Origin of the sequence: Sphingomonas populi, assembly GCF_004208535.1 — a bacterium.
In the GTDB taxonomy this organism is placed as follows: domain Bacteria; phylum Pseudomonadota; class Alphaproteobacteria; order Sphingomonadales; family Sphingomonadaceae; genus Sphingomonas; species Sphingomonas populi.
Map to the genome: position 1 here is coordinate 26,093 of NZ_SGIS01000023.1, position 15,752 is coordinate 41,844.

At 61.4% G+C, this 15,752-nt stretch carries 15 protein-coding genes and 1 pseudogene; 4 read left to right on the top strand and 12 right to left on the bottom strand.

From position 1 onward, the window contains the following. Positions 1–41: 41 nt before the first annotated feature. Complete coding sequence (locus EWE75_RS14955) at positions 42–866, top strand: SDR family NAD(P)-dependent oxidoreductase (RefSeq protein ID WP_130158895.1); 825 nt, start codon at positions 42–44, stop codon at positions 864–866. A 186-nt stretch (positions 867–1,052) separates the two neighbouring features. Here the strand turns inward: EWE75_RS14955 and EWE75_RS14960 are convergent, their stop codons facing one another. The 3 genes and pseudogenes from EWE75_RS14960 to EWE75_RS14970 form a co-directional block, all read right to left on the bottom strand. Then, a complete protein-coding gene (locus EWE75_RS14960; protein WP_130158897.1) occupies positions 1,053–1,796 on the bottom strand; it encodes a DUF2889 domain-containing protein in 744 nt (247 codons plus the stop codon). Positions 1,797–1,804: 8 nt separating this feature from the next. Then, complete coding sequence (locus EWE75_RS14965; protein WP_130158899.1) at positions 1,805–2,593, bottom strand: enoyl-CoA hydratase/isomerase family protein; 789 nt, start codon at positions 2,591–2,593, stop codon at positions 1,805–1,807. Further along, positions 2,590–3,418: pseudogene (locus EWE75_RS14970) on the bottom strand (phosphotransferase). Before EWE75_RS14970 ends, EWE75_RS14965 begins: the two are co-directional and overlap by 4 nt. A gap of 207 nt (positions 3,419–3,625) precedes the next feature. Here EWE75_RS14970 and EWE75_RS14975 point away from each other — a divergent pair. Next, the gene (locus EWE75_RS14975) at positions 3,626–4,357 is read left to right on the top strand and encodes a TetR/AcrR family transcriptional regulator (protein WP_165388398.1); all 732 of its coding nucleotides are present in this window, start codon (positions 3,626–3,628) and stop codon (positions 4,355–4,357) included. A 334-nt stretch (positions 4,358–4,691) separates the two neighbouring features. On the opposite strand, the gene EWE75_RS14985 is transcribed toward EWE75_RS14975, so the two are convergent. Beyond that, positions 4,692–5,282 (bottom strand): TetR/AcrR family transcriptional regulator, encoded by a 591-nt coding sequence (locus EWE75_RS14985; protein ID WP_130158903.1) that lies wholly within the window; start codon positions 5,280–5,282, stop codon positions 4,692–4,694. Positions 5,283–5,308: 26 nt separating this feature from the next. Here EWE75_RS14985 and EWE75_RS14990 point away from each other — a divergent pair, with 26 nt between their 5' ends. Continuing rightward, entirely contained in the window at positions 5,309–5,995 is a 687-nt protein-coding gene (locus EWE75_RS14990; protein WP_130158905.1) for a DUF1349 domain-containing protein, read from the top strand. Further along, entirely contained in the window at positions 5,995–6,546 is a 552-nt protein-coding gene (locus EWE75_RS14995; RefSeq protein ID WP_130158907.1) for a sugar O-acetyltransferase, read from the top strand. The genes EWE75_RS14990 and EWE75_RS14995 overlap by 1 nt, the downstream gene beginning before the upstream one ends. A gap of 189 nt (positions 6,547–6,735) precedes the next feature. Here EWE75_RS14995 and EWE75_RS15000 read toward each other — a convergent pair whose 3' ends face one another. The 8 genes from EWE75_RS15000 to EWE75_RS15035 all read right to left on the bottom strand — a co-directional run bounded on the left by EWE75_RS15000 (position 6,736) and on the right by EWE75_RS15035 (position 15,453). Beyond that, positions 6,736–7,551, bottom strand: coding sequence for an enoyl-CoA hydratase-related protein (locus tag EWE75_RS15000; protein WP_165388399.1), 816 nt, complete (start codon positions 7,549–7,551; stop codon positions 6,736–6,738). A 50-nt stretch (positions 7,552–7,601) separates the two neighbouring features. Next, entirely contained in the window at positions 7,602–9,260 is a 1,659-nt protein-coding gene (locus tag EWE75_RS15005) for an FAD-dependent oxidoreductase (protein WP_165388400.1), read from the bottom strand. A 94-nt stretch (positions 9,261–9,354) separates the two neighbouring features. After that, positions 9,355–10,128: an alpha/beta fold hydrolase gene (locus EWE75_RS15010; RefSeq protein ID WP_130158913.1), complete on the bottom strand. Its 774-nt coding sequence runs from the start codon at positions 10,126–10,128 to the stop codon at positions 9,355–9,357. Between the two features lie 20 nt (positions 10,129–10,148). Next, positions 10,149–11,390, bottom strand: coding sequence for a CaiB/BaiF CoA transferase family protein (locus EWE75_RS15015; protein ID WP_130158915.1), 1,242 nt, complete (start codon positions 11,388–11,390; stop codon positions 10,149–10,151). Positions 11,391–11,435: 45 nt separating this feature from the next. Then, positions 11,436–12,374, bottom strand: coding sequence for a cupin domain-containing protein (locus EWE75_RS15020; protein ID WP_130158917.1), 939 nt, complete (start codon positions 12,372–12,374; stop codon positions 11,436–11,438). A 66-nt stretch (positions 12,375–12,440) separates the two neighbouring features. Further along, the gene (locus EWE75_RS15025) at positions 12,441–12,923 is read right to left on the bottom strand and encodes a hypothetical protein (RefSeq protein ID WP_130158919.1); all 483 of its coding nucleotides are present in this window, start codon (positions 12,921–12,923) and stop codon (positions 12,441–12,443) included. A 15-nt stretch (positions 12,924–12,938) separates the two neighbouring features. After that, a complete protein-coding gene (locus tag EWE75_RS15030) occupies positions 12,939–14,552 on the bottom strand; it encodes a GMC family oxidoreductase (protein WP_130158921.1) in 1,614 nt (537 codons plus the stop codon). 91 nt (positions 14,553–14,643) lie between these two features. Beyond that, positions 14,644–15,453, bottom strand: a complete 810-nt coding sequence (locus tag EWE75_RS15035; protein ID WP_130158923.1) for an aspartate dehydrogenase — start codon at positions 15,451–15,453, stop codon at positions 14,644–14,646. Between the last annotated feature and the right edge of the window lie 299 nt (positions 15,454–15,752).

The window sequence follows — 15,752 nt, forward strand, 5'->3', positions numbered from 1 at the left end:
CTATTAAAACGCAAGTGACATCGCACAACGGAGATTCCCCCATGACCCAAGCCTCGACCAACCCCCTCAACCAAACCGCCCTCATCACCGGCGCCTCGACCGGCATCGGCGCGGTCTACGCCGACCGGCTCGCCAAGCGCGGCTACGACCTGATCCTCGTCGCCCGCGACGCCGCCCGCCTGAAAACGCTCGCCGAACGCCTCCGCGCCGAGACCGGCCGCACCATCACCGTCCAGCGCGCCGATCTCACCGCCGCCGCCGATGTCACCGCCGTCGCCGCTACGCTGACCGACGACGCGCGCATCACCCTGCTCGTCAACAACGCCGGCATGGCGATTGACGGCGACCTCCTCACCGCCCCCGCACAAGACGTCGAACGCCTGATCGCGCTCAACATCACCGCGCCGACGCTGCTCGCGCAGGCCGCCGGCAAGGCGTTCGTCGCGCGCGGTGCCGGCTCGATCATTAACCTAGCCTCGGTGCTGGCGCTGATCCCGGAGGCGTTCGAGGGCGTCTATTCGGGCACCAAGGCCTATCTGCTCAACATCAGCCAGAGCCTGTCCGCCCAATATGCCGCCAAGGGCCTCTACGTGCAGGCGGTGCTGCCCGGCGCCACCCGCACCGAGATCTGGGAGCGCGCGGGCCAGGACGTCGAGTCCTTCCCGCCCGAGATCGTGATGGCGGTCGACGATCTCGTCGATGCCGCCTTGGTCGGCTTCGACGCGCGCGAGACCGTGACGATCCCGCCGCTCGCCGACGAGCATCTGCCGCACTGGAACGCGATGCAGGCCGAACGCGCCGCGCTCGCGACCGTGCTCAGCCGCCGCGATCCCGCCGCGCGCTACGCGGGGCCAGCCCGCGCCTGAGCGACCGGGCGCGCCGCGCGACCCCGCCGGCGCGCCCGCTTGCCGCCCCGCCGCGGTCGCTCGCGGCGGTCTCGCGTGCCATCGAAATCTTCAATCCGTCGAGCGTGCGCAAGATTGAGCTCGCGGGTTCAGTCCACCAGATGCCGGGACTGAACACATACCGCGATCACAAATGGGTGTTCTACCTTAAAGCGTTGGCTGGGTAGCGATGCTTCCAGACGTGAAGGTCGCCGCTTGCGCGTTCTCGGGGGCGTAGGCGAAGCATCGTCCAGCCATTTCGGCATTTCGGGTTATGGGGTGTCCGGCAGCCTGTTCGACCAGATAGCGCCGTCCGACCGCGATCAGCCAGGTTCGGGCGAGAAGGGTTGCGGCTTCCAGCGCAGCGTCGGCGAAATGCAAAGTCGCCCACGCAGCAAATCCCTTGTCGAGCGTCTTCCCCCGAAGAGACGGCGGATGCAAAATGGTCGCATCCTGGATGAGCCAGCGATGTATCTCGATGTCATTGCGGCGAATGGTGATCGCGACGGGCGAATCGATTTCGTCTGGAACGATTGCGTCATAGCGGCAGGAGCCTTCAGCCTGCCTGCCGTGTTGGATGGCAAATACCGCGAGATCGAACAGATGCGTGCAATGACGGCGCGCACGCCCACCGCTGTAGAAGGCTCGTCCCGGCAGGTCCAAACGCGCTCCGACGAGGTCTTGCAAAACCGTGATTGCGGCAGGGCATGCCGTGGTTGGGATGCGGATGGTCTCTCCCTCGATCGCCGTTACGACTTCGCCATCGTGGCGGACGCGGCAGCGCATTTCATGAAACGTGTCGGACAGATACGCATCGACCACACCATTGCCGCAGGTGATCTGCACCAGTCGCCGACAAGCGCCCGAACCATAGTCGGGATTTGGCGGATAGCATAAGGTGGCGGGGCGCATCGGCGCGGCTATTCGCTCGGGAAGGCCGGCGGTCGCTTCGCGAGGAAAGCGGCGACACCTTCGCGACCTTCCGCGCCGCCGCTGGCGGCGGCGATCGACGCGGCCTCGGCGTCGAGCTGTGCGTCCAATGGCGTGGTGATTGCGCTCAGCAACAACGCGCGACATCGCGCAATCGCCGCCGACGGCCCGGCGGCGAGGGCGAGCGCCGTCTCGCGCGCCGCCGCTTCCAGTTCCGCCTCTGGAACAACGCGCGTTATCAGCCCGATACGCACAGCTTCGGCCGCGTCGATCCGCCGATTGGTAAGCAGGATATCTTGCGCCTGCCTGAACCCCACCAAATGCGGAAGCCACCACGAAAGGCCGCCATCCGGCGTCAGGCCGATCGCGGTATAGGCCGCCGTGAAATGTGACGTATCCGCCGCGATGACGATGTCGCCGAGCAAGGCGAGGCTGAAGCCGGCGCCGGCAGCGGGGCCATTGACGGCGATGACGAGCGGTTTCGCCATCGTCGCCAATCGCAGAATGCCGGCATGGAAGCTGCGCGCGAGCTTTAGAACGGTTGCCTCGATATCCTCGCCCGTCTGAGCGAACACCGCGATGTCACCGCCGACACAGAAAAAGCGGCCGCTGCCGGTCAGAACGACGCAACGGACCGTCGGGTCGTCGGCGCAGCGATCCGCCATCGCATGCAGTGCCTCGGCAAGGTCGGGGCCAACCGCGTTGCGATTCTCTGGTCGGTCCAGCGTGAGCCACGCTACGCCGTCTTCGACGCGAAAGCTGATGGGGGTGTCAGTCATGGCGTATCGATCCTTTCGACCTGTCGCCAGGCGAGTTGCATGAGTTCGGGCAGCACGGCAACGCCTTCGCGCGCCTGAGCGGATGCCGCCGTGCCGCGCAGCACCCGGCCTTTGATGCCGTGGAAGATGGCGGCGAGACGGAAGACGTTGAAGGCCATGTAGAAGCCATAGCCGGGCATCGCACCCACTGCACGCCGGCGACAATAGGCGGCGAGATATTCCTGCTCGCTCGGCAGCCCGAGTGCCGCCGTGTCGGCGCCGGCGAGTCCGGCTACGATATGCGGGGGCATGCGATACATCATCGCATGGTACGCGAAATCCGCGCCCGGATGCCCGAGCGTGGACAACGACGCTGTGAAGCTGGGCGATCGTCTCGTTCATCGCGTCGAACAGGGCGGCGCGTTTCGCGTTCGGCACGCCGGGAATGCTCGCGTCCCAGAAGATGCGGCCCCCCACCATGTCCATCACGTAGAAGCATCACGTAGAAGATGGTGCCGAGTACCGCCGGGTCGGTACAGACGCCCCGGACATGCGCGACCGGGAAGCTGCTTTTGCGAGACCGGAGAGAACGCGTGCCTCGTGATCGACCGCATGAGCACCCTTGAGCAAGTGGCCGGGCGGTTGCTTGCGGAGTACGTAGCACGCGCCGGGTGTCACCAGCCTGTAGGTCGGGTTGGACTGGCCGCCTTTGAACTGCTCGATCGAGAGCGGGCCGGCAAAGCCGTCGACCGTCTCGCGTATCCGCGATTCAAGCGTGGCCACGTCGAGTTCGTAGCCCTCACGAACCGCAATCGTGCCACTGTTGAAATTGGCTGAAACACTCACGGTCGATGCCTCTCGGGTGGCGCAGGCTTGCTCATGCCTGCGCACCAATCCAGTCCGAAGCCGTCGCCATCCCAAGCATGGTTGGGGCGCCGGCCAGTTACCTCCTCGCGCGCTTTCGCTAACTTTTTCTGTGTCTTACTTACTGGCAGGTTTCCGGTTTATCGTTTAAGGCGGCCCGAGAAGAGCCCACCTAGAGGGACAATTACATTGGCGAAACCGATGACGCGAAACGACGAGCAGCCAACGGAACACACTTCGAGGGACAAGATCAAGGCCATCGCCTCTGATCTGGTCACTATGAGGGGATATCATGCTGTCACGTTTCGAGAAATTGCCGAGGCCATTAAAACCACCCGTGCAAATCTACATTATCATTTCGGAACCAAGGATAAGTTGATCGAAGAGGTTCTCGCGGACTATGTATCTGTGACCACCGAATTTTATCGATCGACTTTTACCGCGCCACAAATAAGTTTGCGCGAGAAGATGCGACGCGTTCGCGAGTTCCTCAAGGCCCGATATCATCGCTTTAACCCTGAGGGTTTGACGTCGCACCCGTGGAGCTTGGCGGCGAGACTTCGATCGGATTGGGAGGCGCTTTCTCCGCAGATGAAGGAGACCATGCGGGAATTCACCTCGGAAAACGACATCTCGGTTAGGATCGGGATTGGGCTGGCGATCAACTCGGGTGAACTGCGTGAAGACGCGCCGCAGGAAGACGTGGCATTGCTGCTTCTCAACAATATTCTCTATGCTGCGAACGTTACTCGAGACACGCAGTCTTTCGATCGCCTTACCGCGCTTTGGGAAGCCACTCTGGACGCAGTCCAGGGGGCGTATGGTGCACAGGACGTAGACCGCTTCGATAAACCGCCGACAAAAACGCGGGGGAAATCCGCTACGCAAAAGGGTTCGCGGGAAAAGGACGCCAAGCCGTGAGATCACTGGCGAAACGTGCTGAGGCTGTCTGAACCAGCCGCGCTATTTTTTGCGGGAGCCGGCGTTTCAAGGAGCATCTGTTGCCGTCTTAGGCCCCATGACGGCCACAGCCTCGGCGGCTCAAAACTGAGATGCTGATGATCGATATCAGCAACGGAGGCGGGTCATGACGGAAGTCGTGAAGTACATCGGCCTGGACGTGCATAAGGAGAGCATCGCAGTCGGTGTTGCGACGGGGAACGCAGGGGTGAGGTGCGCTACGTCGGCGCAGTTGCCAATCAAGACGATGCGATCTTGAAAAGTCCCCGGCGAATTGAAGCCAACGTGTTCTCGATTAAACGCGGGCAATGCGTTCAACGATAATCCCGATTGAGGTCCTGTCCAACGGCTCGCGATCTATCGAGTTGTGGATACCGATGCCTTCTATGAGGGCGTCAAGCGCGCGCGCGGTCAACGGATCGAAGAACCGGCTCAATGCCGCGCGACTCGTGTCCATCCACTGCTGCATCACGGCGCTCACCGGCGGGTGACGTGCCGCAAACGCATAGAGTTCGTAGCTAAGCAGCAGGGTGCGGGGCTCAGCCCAAATCGACCCTGCAATGATGTCGATCACCGCCTCTCGTGCGCTGATCGGATCGTTCGCGGTTTCCAGTCGCGCGCGAAAAGCGGCAGAAGATTGTGCCGCGAGTTGCAAGAATGCGGTGGTGAGGATGTCCTCCAGCGAGGCAAAATAGTAGGTCAGCGATCCCAAGGGCACTTCGGCGGCAGCCGCGATCTTCCGATGTGTCGTTGCGGCGACTCCGTGCTCCGAGATTACCGCCAGCGCCGCGTCAACGATCCGCTGCTGGCGGGCAGGGTCGTTCTGTCTGACTTTACTCGCTATCACAGATTCACCCTTGTTCCACGATTGTGTACGCTTGTACATATGGCGACCTCTTGAAAGGCATGCACATGACTGAGGATACGGTGACCCGGCGAACCATACTCGGAGGCGCAGCGGCGTTGGCCGTTGCAAGCTCCAGCCCGACGTCGGCGCAAGCGGGCGGCAAGCCGGTGCTGGGACGCAGCGACGGCCGCTGGCTTAATGAGCCAAAAAGCTGGAAAGTTGATCCTGCTGGAGACCTGTCGATCGTCACGGACACGGGCACGGACTTCTGGCGTGAAACGCATTACGGATTTACCCGCGATAGCGGCCACTTCCTCGGCTTTACGACGGGCGACGCCTTCACTGCGCAGCTACGCATCCGTGGGCAATATGAGAAGTTATATGATCAGGCCGGCATTATGGTGCGGGTCGATGAGCGCCGCTGGGTTAAAGCGGGTATCGAACTGTCGGACGGTCGCGCGATGCTCAGCAGCGTGCTGACCGACGGCAAATCCGATTGGGCTACCGGCCCCTATGAGCACGACGCACGGGATTTCTGGATGCGCGCCACAGTCGCCAAGGGCGTATTGAGGCTTCAGGTGTCGGCCGACGGCAAGACTTGGCCGCTCGCTCGGTTGGCGCCATTCCCGGTCGCTTCCTCCTACCAGGTCGGCCCTATGGCCTGCACGCCTGAGCGCAGCGGACTGGCCGTACAGTTTTCGGATATGCGGATTACCGCGCCGCTCGGCAAAGATCTCCATGATCTAAGCTAATGAGTATGACGCAAAAGCAGAAGATGCTTGCGGGCGAACTCTACATTGCCGACGATCCCGAACTCGTCGCAGACGCCGCTCGTGCTGCTGCGTGGATGGACCGCTACAATGCAGCATCGGCGGCTTCGGCCGCTGATCGATATGCCATGTTGGTTGAAGGGCTGGGACATGTCGGCGGCGGCGTCGTGGTGCGGTCGCCGTTCCACTGCGACTACGGCTACAATGTCCACCTAGAGGACGGTGTTTTCCTGAATTTCGGCTGCATCGTCCTTGACGTTGTTGCCGTGCGGATCGGGACGGGCACCCTGATCGGACCAGGTGTGCAAATTCTCACGGCCGAACATCCGCGTGATGCGGCGGTGCGATCGCAAAAGCTTGAATACGGACGCTCGGTGACAATTGGGCGAAACGTCTGGATTGGAGCAGGTGCGCTGATATTGCCGGGCGTTTCAATTGGAGATGATGCGATCATCGGCGCAGGTAGCGTGGTGACGTGCGATGTGGCTCCCAATACTACCGTGGTGGGCAATCCTGCGAGCCCCGTCAAATGATTTGGGTTTCCTACAGAAGTCGGTGCCGGGGTCGAGGGCGGCCGGAGCGATCATGCCGTTTCAAGGATCTTTTCCTCGAACTCGGCTGAATCGTCCGGCCCCGTCGCGAGCACGCCGCTTCGGCGTTCCGCCACCAGCCCTCACCCAGATGCGCGACGCCTCGACGGTATGGCGTGACGAACGGATCGGTTAGCGGCCGGTGAAGTGAGGGGTGCGCTTTTCCAGGAAGGCACGCATCCCTTCTTTCGAATCCGCTGTTTCGGAAAGGGCATTGGTGGTGTTTCGCTCGAACACCAACCCATTTTCAGAGGTTGCTCCGACCGCATGCGCGATGCAGGCTTTCACGGCCCGCGCCGCCGCCGGTGCTCGCTCCGCAATGGAGCTGGCGATGGCGATAGCACGCGAAATGGTTTGATCCGGCTCGCACAATTCCACGACCAAGCCGAAATGCATGGCCTGCTGCGCCCCGATGGGTTCGCCCGTCAAAAGCAGATAGGCCGCGACGTTGGGCGGCAGCTTGCGCGGCAAGCGTTGTGACCCCCCATCGCCCGGCATCCCGCCGATCTTGATCTCCGGCTGGCCAAACGATGCGTTCGATCCAGCGATGATAAAGTCGCACAGAAGCGCCAGTTCGCACCCTGCACCAAACGCCATGCCATTGACCGCAGCGATCAGCGGCTTCCCGAACTGTTCGATGCTGGACCATGCGGCGACACGCGCGGGCGAATTCGCGACGGTCGCCGGGCCAAAAGCGATCATTTCCTTGATGTCGGCGCCTGCGGCAAAGCAGGTCTCGCCGCCCGTCAGCACGACGCTGCGTACGGTGTTGTCATCCGCCAGGGTGTCGAGAATTCTTCCGAGTTCGATGATCATCGAACTGTGAAAGGCGTTCTTCTTGTCCGGCCGGTCAAAACGGATCACCACGACATGGTCGCCATGCCGTTCCATAGAAATCCGGTCAGCCAAATTGTCTGGGCTCCCGGGAACGATATTGCCATCGGTCACGACATGTTCCTTCATTTCACGTAGCTGGTAAGATGTGGGCGGCGTCGCCGTCACGAATGGTTTCGCTGCATCAGCGACCGGGCGCAGGTGTAACCCCAGGTCATATAAGGCCCGATGGTCGTCCCAACCTGGCTCGGCGTGCGCGCCCCGGTGGGGTTGGCCATCACATTGCCGGCGCAATACAGACCGTTGATGATGGACCCGTCCGCTCGCAGCGCCCGACCCGAACTGTCGGTGCGGACACCGCCCTTGGTGCCGAGCAGCGAGGGCCTGAACCGGAACGCGACATAGGGTGCCTGGTCGATCTCTTTCATCAGGCCAAGGTCTTTGGCGAGCGCCTTCTCGTAAAAGTTATTCTGCCCCCGCCCGAAGTCGAGATCAACGCCGCTACGGGCGAAACCATTGAAGCGCTCGACGGTTTCCTTGAGGGTGTCGGCAGGCAGGTCGGTAAGCCTGGCAAGTTCGTCCAGCGTTTTTGCCTTCAACAACCAGCCTGATTTGAAGAAACGATACCAGCCGACGAGGGGCGCCCGCTTTACCATCGGCCAATGGCTGATCACCCACGCAGGCTGATGGATCAATTCGCCATTTTCGTCGCGATCCATGATCCGGTCATAGACCCAGAACTCATATTCGCTGGCGAAGCGGCGCCCGTTCCGATCGACGATGATCGCGTCCGGCTCCGCGTGGATGCGGAGCGGAAGTCCGTGGAGCTTGCCCTCATAGCGAACCGGAGGCTGGATAACGATATTACCCTGGTCCATGTGCGCAAAGCTGGCGCCCAGGGCTTGCGCCATCTTGTGGCCGTCGCCCTCGTTGCTGCTCGGGCCGCTGCGAAAATCGATTTCGCTGGGGAAATGCTTGGCGAGCATCTCTGAGTCCCACTCAAATCCGCCCGATGCAAGGACCACGCCCATGCGTGCGCGCAAGGTGCGGTGCTGCCCGTTACATTCCACTTCCACGCCATCGACGACGCCCTTGTCGTCAACGGTCAGGGCGACAGCCCGCGTAGAAAGCTCGATCGTGCAGCCAGCGTCGAGGCAACCTTTCAGCAGGGCGACGATCAGTCCGCCACCTTGGGCGATGGAATCACTGGCCCAGCGACGCAGCAGGATCGGCCAGCTTTTGATCATTCCGAGCACGGGATGCCGGAACAAATTGGCGGCCATCGTCTCGCCGACGGTCATCCGCTGCGGGATGGTCGATCGGCGAATCTTGCGGCGATATTTTCCCAAGATGCGCTTGCTGATCGGTTCGACCGCCAGGATGCGGCACGACTTGGCACCGGGCGCTTCCTGAAACGGATCGGGCACGTCGGTCAGGCTGAAGCGCAGCGGCGAATGCGCCTCCACCAGACGCAGCATTTCCGGTCCGTCCTCCATCTGCCGCGCCCAGAGTTCGTCTTCCGTGTCGCGCCACCCCTCCGGGGAGGCGGCGCGCATATAGGTAAGCGCCTCGGCGACGCTGTCCGCATGACCGGCGGCTTCGGCATAATGGTTGGCCGGGATCCAGGTCATGCCGCCGGACATCGCACTGGTGCCGCCGATGCTATCCGTCTTTTCGATGATCCGCACCGTCTTGCCGGCCACTGCCGCCGTCAGCGCTGCGGTCAGCGCAGCCGCGCCCGATCCGACGATGACGACGTCGGTGGTGTCTGCGTCCGTCGCGGTGTTTGCTTTGCCGGAAACGGGCGAGTCGGTATCGGCCAAGTGAAAATCCTTCCGTGGCGTTTCGGTTGCCGCAAGGGCTCGACCGTCCAGCGATGCGGCCAGAGATCCGGACGGCGTGACGGTCGATGCGTGTTCAGTCGACCGGCTGAGACAGGATGAAAGCGCCGACCTTTTCCAGGTAAGTTTCCGGTCGGGTGTTCACGAAGAAATGCCCGCCATCGATGACTTCGAGCTGCGCGCCCGGGATCATCTCAGCGATTATTTTCGACTGGTAGAGCGGTGCGAGCAGATCGTCCGAAGCGCCGATCACCAGTGAGGGTATTCCGATCCGCGGGAGTTCCGCTCGGCGGTCGAACCCATAAGGCGCCCGCATGCGCGCCATAATGACGTCGTCCGGCGCCTTCGACGAAACATTCACAATCCTGTCGTGCAGATTGTACCGTTCGTCCATCACATTGCCGCCCGGCATCGCCATCACCGCGGAAAATTGTGCGCAGGCTTCCGTACCGACCTTGTCCAGTAGCGCCTGGCGGAGGTTGTTGGTGTTTTCCATGTACCAGTCAAAAACGCAGAACGTGCCGCTGAACACGGCGGCGCGCACGCGCTCAGGATGATCGAGCGCCAGATACTGGGTAATGACGCCGCCCATCGAATGACCGACGACAATGGCATTGTCCACACCAGCGGCGTCGAGAACGTCAATGGTATCCGCCACGATTTCGGCCAGTGTGTGCTCGCCAGCAACGTCCCGATTGTCACCGCAGCCGCGCTGATCGAAGCTGATGACCGTGCAGGTTTCTGCCAGCGCCTTTCGGAAGTTCGTCCAGAAACCCGCATGGCCATTCAGGCCGGTGATGCACAGGACTGTGCGATCACCAGAGCCTTCCTTGTTGTACGCTAATGTCATGAACGAACCCCCGTTTTTTATCAGGCTTGGGACAGCGATTTGCTTTTGGCTTCGCTCGTCGCATTCGCGCGCACCGCATTGTCCGAAATGACACGCTGCGCCACGAGTTCGGCGATTTCCTCCGCCGAGAAACCATATTCCGCGAGAACCTGCGCCGAATGCTGGCCGAGCAGGGGCGGCGGGTTCAGCGCGATCTGTGGTGATTCGGACGACTTGATCGCACTGCCCATGGTCCGCAGCGGACCCTCGGTCGGATGGTCCAGCGTGATGAGGCTGCCATTGGCCTCGACCTGCGGGTGCGCGAGCGCTTCTCCCAGGTCGAGCACGATGCTCGACAGGATACCTGCAGCCTCCAGGCGGCGCTCGCACTCCGCGCTGCTATATTTCGCGAAGCCCGCACCGATCTTTTCGCGATAGAGCTTACGATTGCCCATTTGCTGCTCACGCGTGGCCAATTCGGGCGTCTTGGTAATGTCCTCGATCTCCAGCGCCTGGCAGATGTCCGAGACTGGATTGGGGCGAAGCACAGCCAGGACGGCGATGTGGCCGTCGGTGGTCGCAAAGATATCCATGGGGTCCTGGATGAGCGGGTTGAAATGCTTGCCCGACCGCAACTTCTGGGTGACTTCCTGCTGCTGCATCAAGAAGTAGACGTCCAGCAGGTTGATATCGATCTTCTGTCCGCGGCCCGTCCGTTCGCGGTGGTACAGCGCCATCAGAACGCCCTGCACCAGGATCATGCCAGCCGAGAAATCGGCGCCGGAAACCGGGAACAGTTGTGGCCGGCCTTCGGCGTCGCGGTTGCCGTCACAGATGCCCGCCATTGCCTGGACCACAAAGTCCATGCCGCCCTTGCCACGCAAGGGGCCGGTCGAGCCAAAGCCGGAGCCTTCGATGTAGATCAGGTCTTCGTTCTCGGCCTTCAGGTCGTCGTAACCCAGACCCATGCGCTCGACGACGCCGGGGCGGAAGTTGTGAACGAAGACATCCGATTCACGTGCGATCTTCTTGACGATTTCAAGACCCTCGCTCGCCTTCAAATCAATCGCGAGACTGCGCTTGTTACGGTTCATCGCCATGAAGTTGGCGCTCTCCGTTCCGGGAGCCGCAAAGCGATCGATCATCCGGCTGATATCGCCCGATTTGGGGTTTTCGATCTTGATGATGTCCGCGCCGTAATCGCCCAAGACCTGGGTTCCGCACGGGCCGAACATGATCTGCGACAGATCGCAGATTTTGATTCCTTCAAGAGGCAGAGACATTTCAATTCCTATCGTGAGCCGGTTTTCGTTCAATTGCAGAGCGGCTTAGGAGATGCCTGGGATGATGAAGCCGTACTGCTCGACCAGCATGCGTTCGGTATCCGGGTTCCTTGGAATGCCGACCGGCCGTTCCATGCCCGGCAGCTTGCGCACGCCGGTCTTGCGCAGCGCATCTTCAACGCTGCGTGGCGTGAAAATCCCGGTGTACGTCCACGGTTCACCGCTATCGTTGATGAAGTGATGCGTGACCGTCGGCGGGAAGATCAACATATCGCCAAGACCATATTCCAGTTCGGTATCGAAGATCACGGCACGACCGCGTCCGCGCGTGCAAACGGCGACTTCGGTGGACTTGACATGCCCGTGGTGCCGAACCTGCGATCCGGGGTCCAGCGTCTGCGAGGAGATGCTGAAATAATAATCATGGGGCATCTCTTCTTCGAACTTCATCGTAATATAGCCCAAGCTCGGAGCTGCCTGCCAATAATCGTGGCCCTCTTCCTCCTGCTCCAGCAGAACCTGGGAACCCGGCGCATCGGCACCGTCGCCAATGGCCAAGCCTTTGAGGTTGAGTGGGAACAGGGCCTCTGCGTCCGCAGCATCCGGCACGAGCGAGATCGTCGTGAAACGCAGCGGCTCGGTGCCCTGCTGAAGGATTTCGACATAGGCGCCCCGGCTGACGAACAAGCTGCCGCCCTGCTTGAAGGGTGTTTCCTTGCCGCCGCCCTTGACCACGCCTTCGCCGCCATAGCAGATCAAGGTCCGCTCATTCAGCGTGTTGGTGTGGCGCGGGATAGATTCGCCCTGGCCGAGTTCCATTTCGACGACCGAGAAGGAAGCGTCGGCATCCTGATAGCGTGCGACGCGCAAGCGGATTTCACCGAAGCCTTCGATCGTCTGGAGCGGGCCGGTCGTGGCGGGCAACACAACGCCCTCGCGCCGACCTTCGTTAAGGTAGCCTTTCAGTAGGTTTGCCTGTTCCATGATGCTTCTCCATTTCAGCTCGCGCTTGCGCGCATCAGTTCGGGATGACGGTTGGGTCAGACTGTGTCAGTCAATTTTGATGTAGGTAAAATCGCTCGCCATCACTGGATCGAGGATGCCGCTCGATAGTTCATCGGCCGCATCGAAGAAGTCCGGCGGATTGCGGTGCGGCAAGGGATAGTTCAGTTGCTCACGGATTTCTTCCGAATACAGGTACGCGCCGGTGATCACCGTGGATAAGGTCATGAACCCCGGGTCATTCTTCGCGGCCATAGTTTCCAGAACACCCCACAACTGGTCCTGTGGCACTGTGGATAACGTGGCGAGTGCGGCGACAAGGGTCGGAAATTGCTTGTCCAGGATCGCAGCCGCGCGGGTGATGAGTGCTTCGAAACTCCCCACCGCGCTGCCGGACAGCAGACCCTCGCCGGCGGGGATCAACGTATCCGCGACCCGGCAGATCGTCGCCATTTCCTCTGGAGTGATCGCGCGCGGGGGCGTCTTGCTCATGCGCGAGACCGAAAGGCGGTCCGGCTGGGCGTCGTTCATGCTGCTCGACATGGCTTATTTGTCCCCCTGCAGGGTTTCGACGAGTTTTTTCGCGTTGCGCAGCGCGAGCGCAGTAATGGTGCTGGTTGGATTGGCGGAGCCACCCGTCACGAAGATGCTACCGTCCGAGATCACCAGATTGGGGCAATCATGTGCGCGGCCATATTCGTCGACCACGGACGTCGACGGGTCCCGGCCCATGCGCGCGGTTCCCAGCAAGTGGCCGGGTTCGCCCTGCAGGTCGGTGATCGGAATGACCTTCTTGGCACCACCGGCACGATGGATTTCGGTCATCCGTGCAACCGTGAAGTCACGGATCTTGATCGTATTTTCACTGAACCGGTAGCTGATCTTGGGCGCCGGGATGCCGTCGCTGTCGCACAACACCGGGTCGAGCGTGACGCGATTGGTCTCTTCCGGAAGATCGTCGATATTTGCTGCCCAGAAGATCGCATTGCGCGCAATGCGGATCGCCTCATGGAAGCTGTGGCCCCATAGCTGATCGAACGGCAGAAGGCGGTGCGCGTCGACCCCGCCGAACATCAGGCCAGGCGTGGGGCACGCATGCAGCTTGGACCCGCGAACAAAACCCCGCGACGTGTCGGTTTCGGCGAATTGCATCGAACTGATCGCGGACCCGGCCGGGCCACGCCAGGATTCCAGCTCCTCGTCATAATAGCCGATTACTGCGCAATTGGGGTGCAGCATCAGGTTCTTGCCGACGAGGCCCGAGGAGTTGGCCAACCCGTCGGGATGCTGTTCCGACGCGGACAAAAGCAGCAGCCGAGGCGTACCGATGCCGTTCGCACAGACCACGACCTGCTTGGCCTTGGTCTCGAAACGCTCGCCGTTCTTGATCCACTCGGCACCGGCGGCGGCGCCGGTTTCGTCGACGGTGATGCGCGAAACGCGCGCGCCGGTGACGAGCTTGGCGCCGGCCTTGATCGCGTTCGGCCAATACGCGAGATCGAACGATGCTTTCGCGCCTTCCGGGCAACCCTGCGTGCAGGTCCCCCACCGGGCGCATGCCGCGAGGTTGCCGATCTTCTGGCTGGGAATCGCGTTCGCATGGGGCCACCAATGCCAGCCCAGCGCATTCATCGATGCCGCTGCTTTCATGCCGTATTTGCCCAGCGGCATCGGCGGCAGGGGAGGGACATAGCCCTCCGGGAAAGCGGGATCGCCTTCCATGCCGGACACGCCGATGAAATTGTCAATCTCGGCGTAATACGGCGCCAGTTCAGCGTAGTTGATCGGCCAGTCGGCCGCTACGCCATCCAGCGTCCGCACGCGAAAATCCGAGGGGGAAAGCCGCGCCCACAATGCGCTGTAATGGATGCTGGACCCGCCGACGGCGCTGTACATCGACGGCGACAGATCGGTGTCCGACACTTCCAGCGGGTAATCTGCAGGATTGCGGCGGTGGTTCGGCTCCGCGGCCCAATGTCCCCGCGCGACCAGTTCCCACATGTCATGATTGGCGGCATAGTCCGAAGGCAAGACATAGTCGCCCTGCTCAAGGCAGATGACCTTAAATCCCGCCATCGCGAGCGTATGTGCCGTCACCGCCCCCGAAGGGCCGGCACCAATGATGAGCGCATCGTAGATTTCATCTGAAGTGGCAGTCATGATTTGCCTCAATTTCGCTATCAGTGTCGTTACCGATGCGCCAAATTATTGAAGTCCTCGCCCTGCATCTAGGGCAAGCACTGTTTCCAACTTACATTTCGACCGGCTCAAAGTGACGCATGATTGCCTGCTCGATACTTAGCGCAGCCAATCTGGACGTCTTTGGGTTTTCCGTAAGCGGTTCATTGTGTAAGCAGATGTTGAAGTCGCCGAAGGCACCGCGCGCTGTGACCTCATGGCTGTTCAGGTGCGCCTGAGCATCCGCGACGAGGGTTACTTTGGTTTTCTGAAACCCGATTCCGGCGAGTGCAACGGCCGCCGTGACATTGGCATTCTTTGGGAAAAGGCGAGACGCCTCCTCCGCGTTTCCTTCGAAAAATACGGTGCGATCCGAGACGGACGACAAGTCGCAAAGCGTTTCGGCTGCACTGCCTCGCCATGCTGCTGGCGGCTTGGCTCCGAGATACTCGACAGAAGACAGTCCGGCGAGCCTTGCGGCGCGGAGCGCATCGAGGCCTCCGATGGCGCCCGATGCGACCGTAAGCCGGCTGTTGCCAGCCACGGCGGCAGCTTCCAGTTCGCTACGCAACAGGGGGTCGGACAGGCTACCGATCGACACGATGACCGTGTCGATGCCTGCGCGGAGCAGGACCGGGACCACGTCGCGAACGGCGCCGTGGCTAGCGCACTCGACGACTAAGGACGGTTCCCACGCAACAAGGGCAAGCGGGTCGTGAAAGAACTGTAGAGCCCCTTCATCGGAGGTATCGATGGCATGGGTGCCGGTCACAAGCGCGGCCGTAATATCGAACACTCCGCCAGAACGCCTGAAAGAAGCGCGAAGGTTCCGCGCCATGGCGCCGAAGCCGATCACCGCGAGCTTCTTCCTTCCGTCTACCATTTTGCCCCTCGTGTTTGCGCGTATGGGTGCGGACTCACGCACGCCGCATACTAGCCTGACCCTTCGTACGGACTTTAACCCTAACCTGCAAGTCAGTATATGCGGTAGGCCGCTGTGAGCCTCGGGCAGGTATTAAAAGCCAAGAGCCGAGAAATTTTCGATCGACATATTGACTGACGTGGCAGTTGGTATCAAGCCTTCGACCGCACGCACGGCGTTGAAGCACGGTCGGAGATCGTCGGAATCTTATCCGCTTGTCGCCCTTCACATGGCGAGCGGCTCACGCCGAAAATTTGGCG

Bases quoted from the DNA above. Each gene is read 5' to 3' on its own strand.
- EWE75_RS15035 (WP_130158923.1), bottom strand. From the start codon at position 15,453: ATGGTAGACGGAAGGAAGAAGCTCGCGGTGATCGGCTTCGGCGCCATG.
- EWE75_RS14985 (WP_130158903.1), bottom strand. From the start codon at position 5,282: ATGTACAAGCGTACACAATCGTGGAACAAGGGTGAATCTGTGATAGCG.
- EWE75_RS15020 (WP_130158917.1), bottom strand. From the start codon at position 12,374: ATGGAACAGGCAAACCTACTGAAAGGCTACCTTAACGAAGGTCGGCGC.
- EWE75_RS15010 (WP_130158913.1), bottom strand. From the start codon at position 10,128: ATGACATTAGCGTACAACAAGGAAGGCTCTGGTGATCGCACAGTCCTG.
- EWE75_RS15025 (WP_130158919.1), bottom strand. From the start codon at position 12,923: ATGAACGACGCCCAGCCGGACCGCCTTTCGGTCTCGCGCATGAGCAAG.
- EWE75_RS14960 (WP_130158897.1), bottom strand. From the start codon at position 1,796: ATGCGCCCCGCCACCTTATGCTATCCGCCAAATCCCGACTATGGTTCG.
- EWE75_RS15015 (WP_130158915.1), bottom strand. From the start codon at position 11,390: ATGTCTCTGCCTCTTGAAGGAATCAAAATCTGCGATCTGTCGCAGATC.
- EWE75_RS15030 (WP_130158921.1), bottom strand. From the start codon at position 14,552: ATGACTGCCACTTCAGATGAAATCTACGATGCGCTCATCATTGGTGCC.
- EWE75_RS14955 (WP_130158895.1), top strand. From the start codon at position 42: ATGACCCAAGCCTCGACCAACCCCCTCAACCAAACCGCCCTCATCACC.
- EWE75_RS14995 (WP_130158907.1), top strand. From the start codon at position 5,995: ATGAGTATGACGCAAAAGCAGAAGATGCTTGCGGGCGAACTCTACATT.
- EWE75_RS14990 (WP_130158905.1), top strand. From the start codon at position 5,309: ATGACTGAGGATACGGTGACCCGGCGAACCATACTCGGAGGCGCAGCG.
- EWE75_RS14965 (WP_130158899.1), bottom strand. From the start codon at position 2,593: ATGACTGACACCCCCATCAGCTTTCGCGTCGAAGACGGCGTAGCGTGG.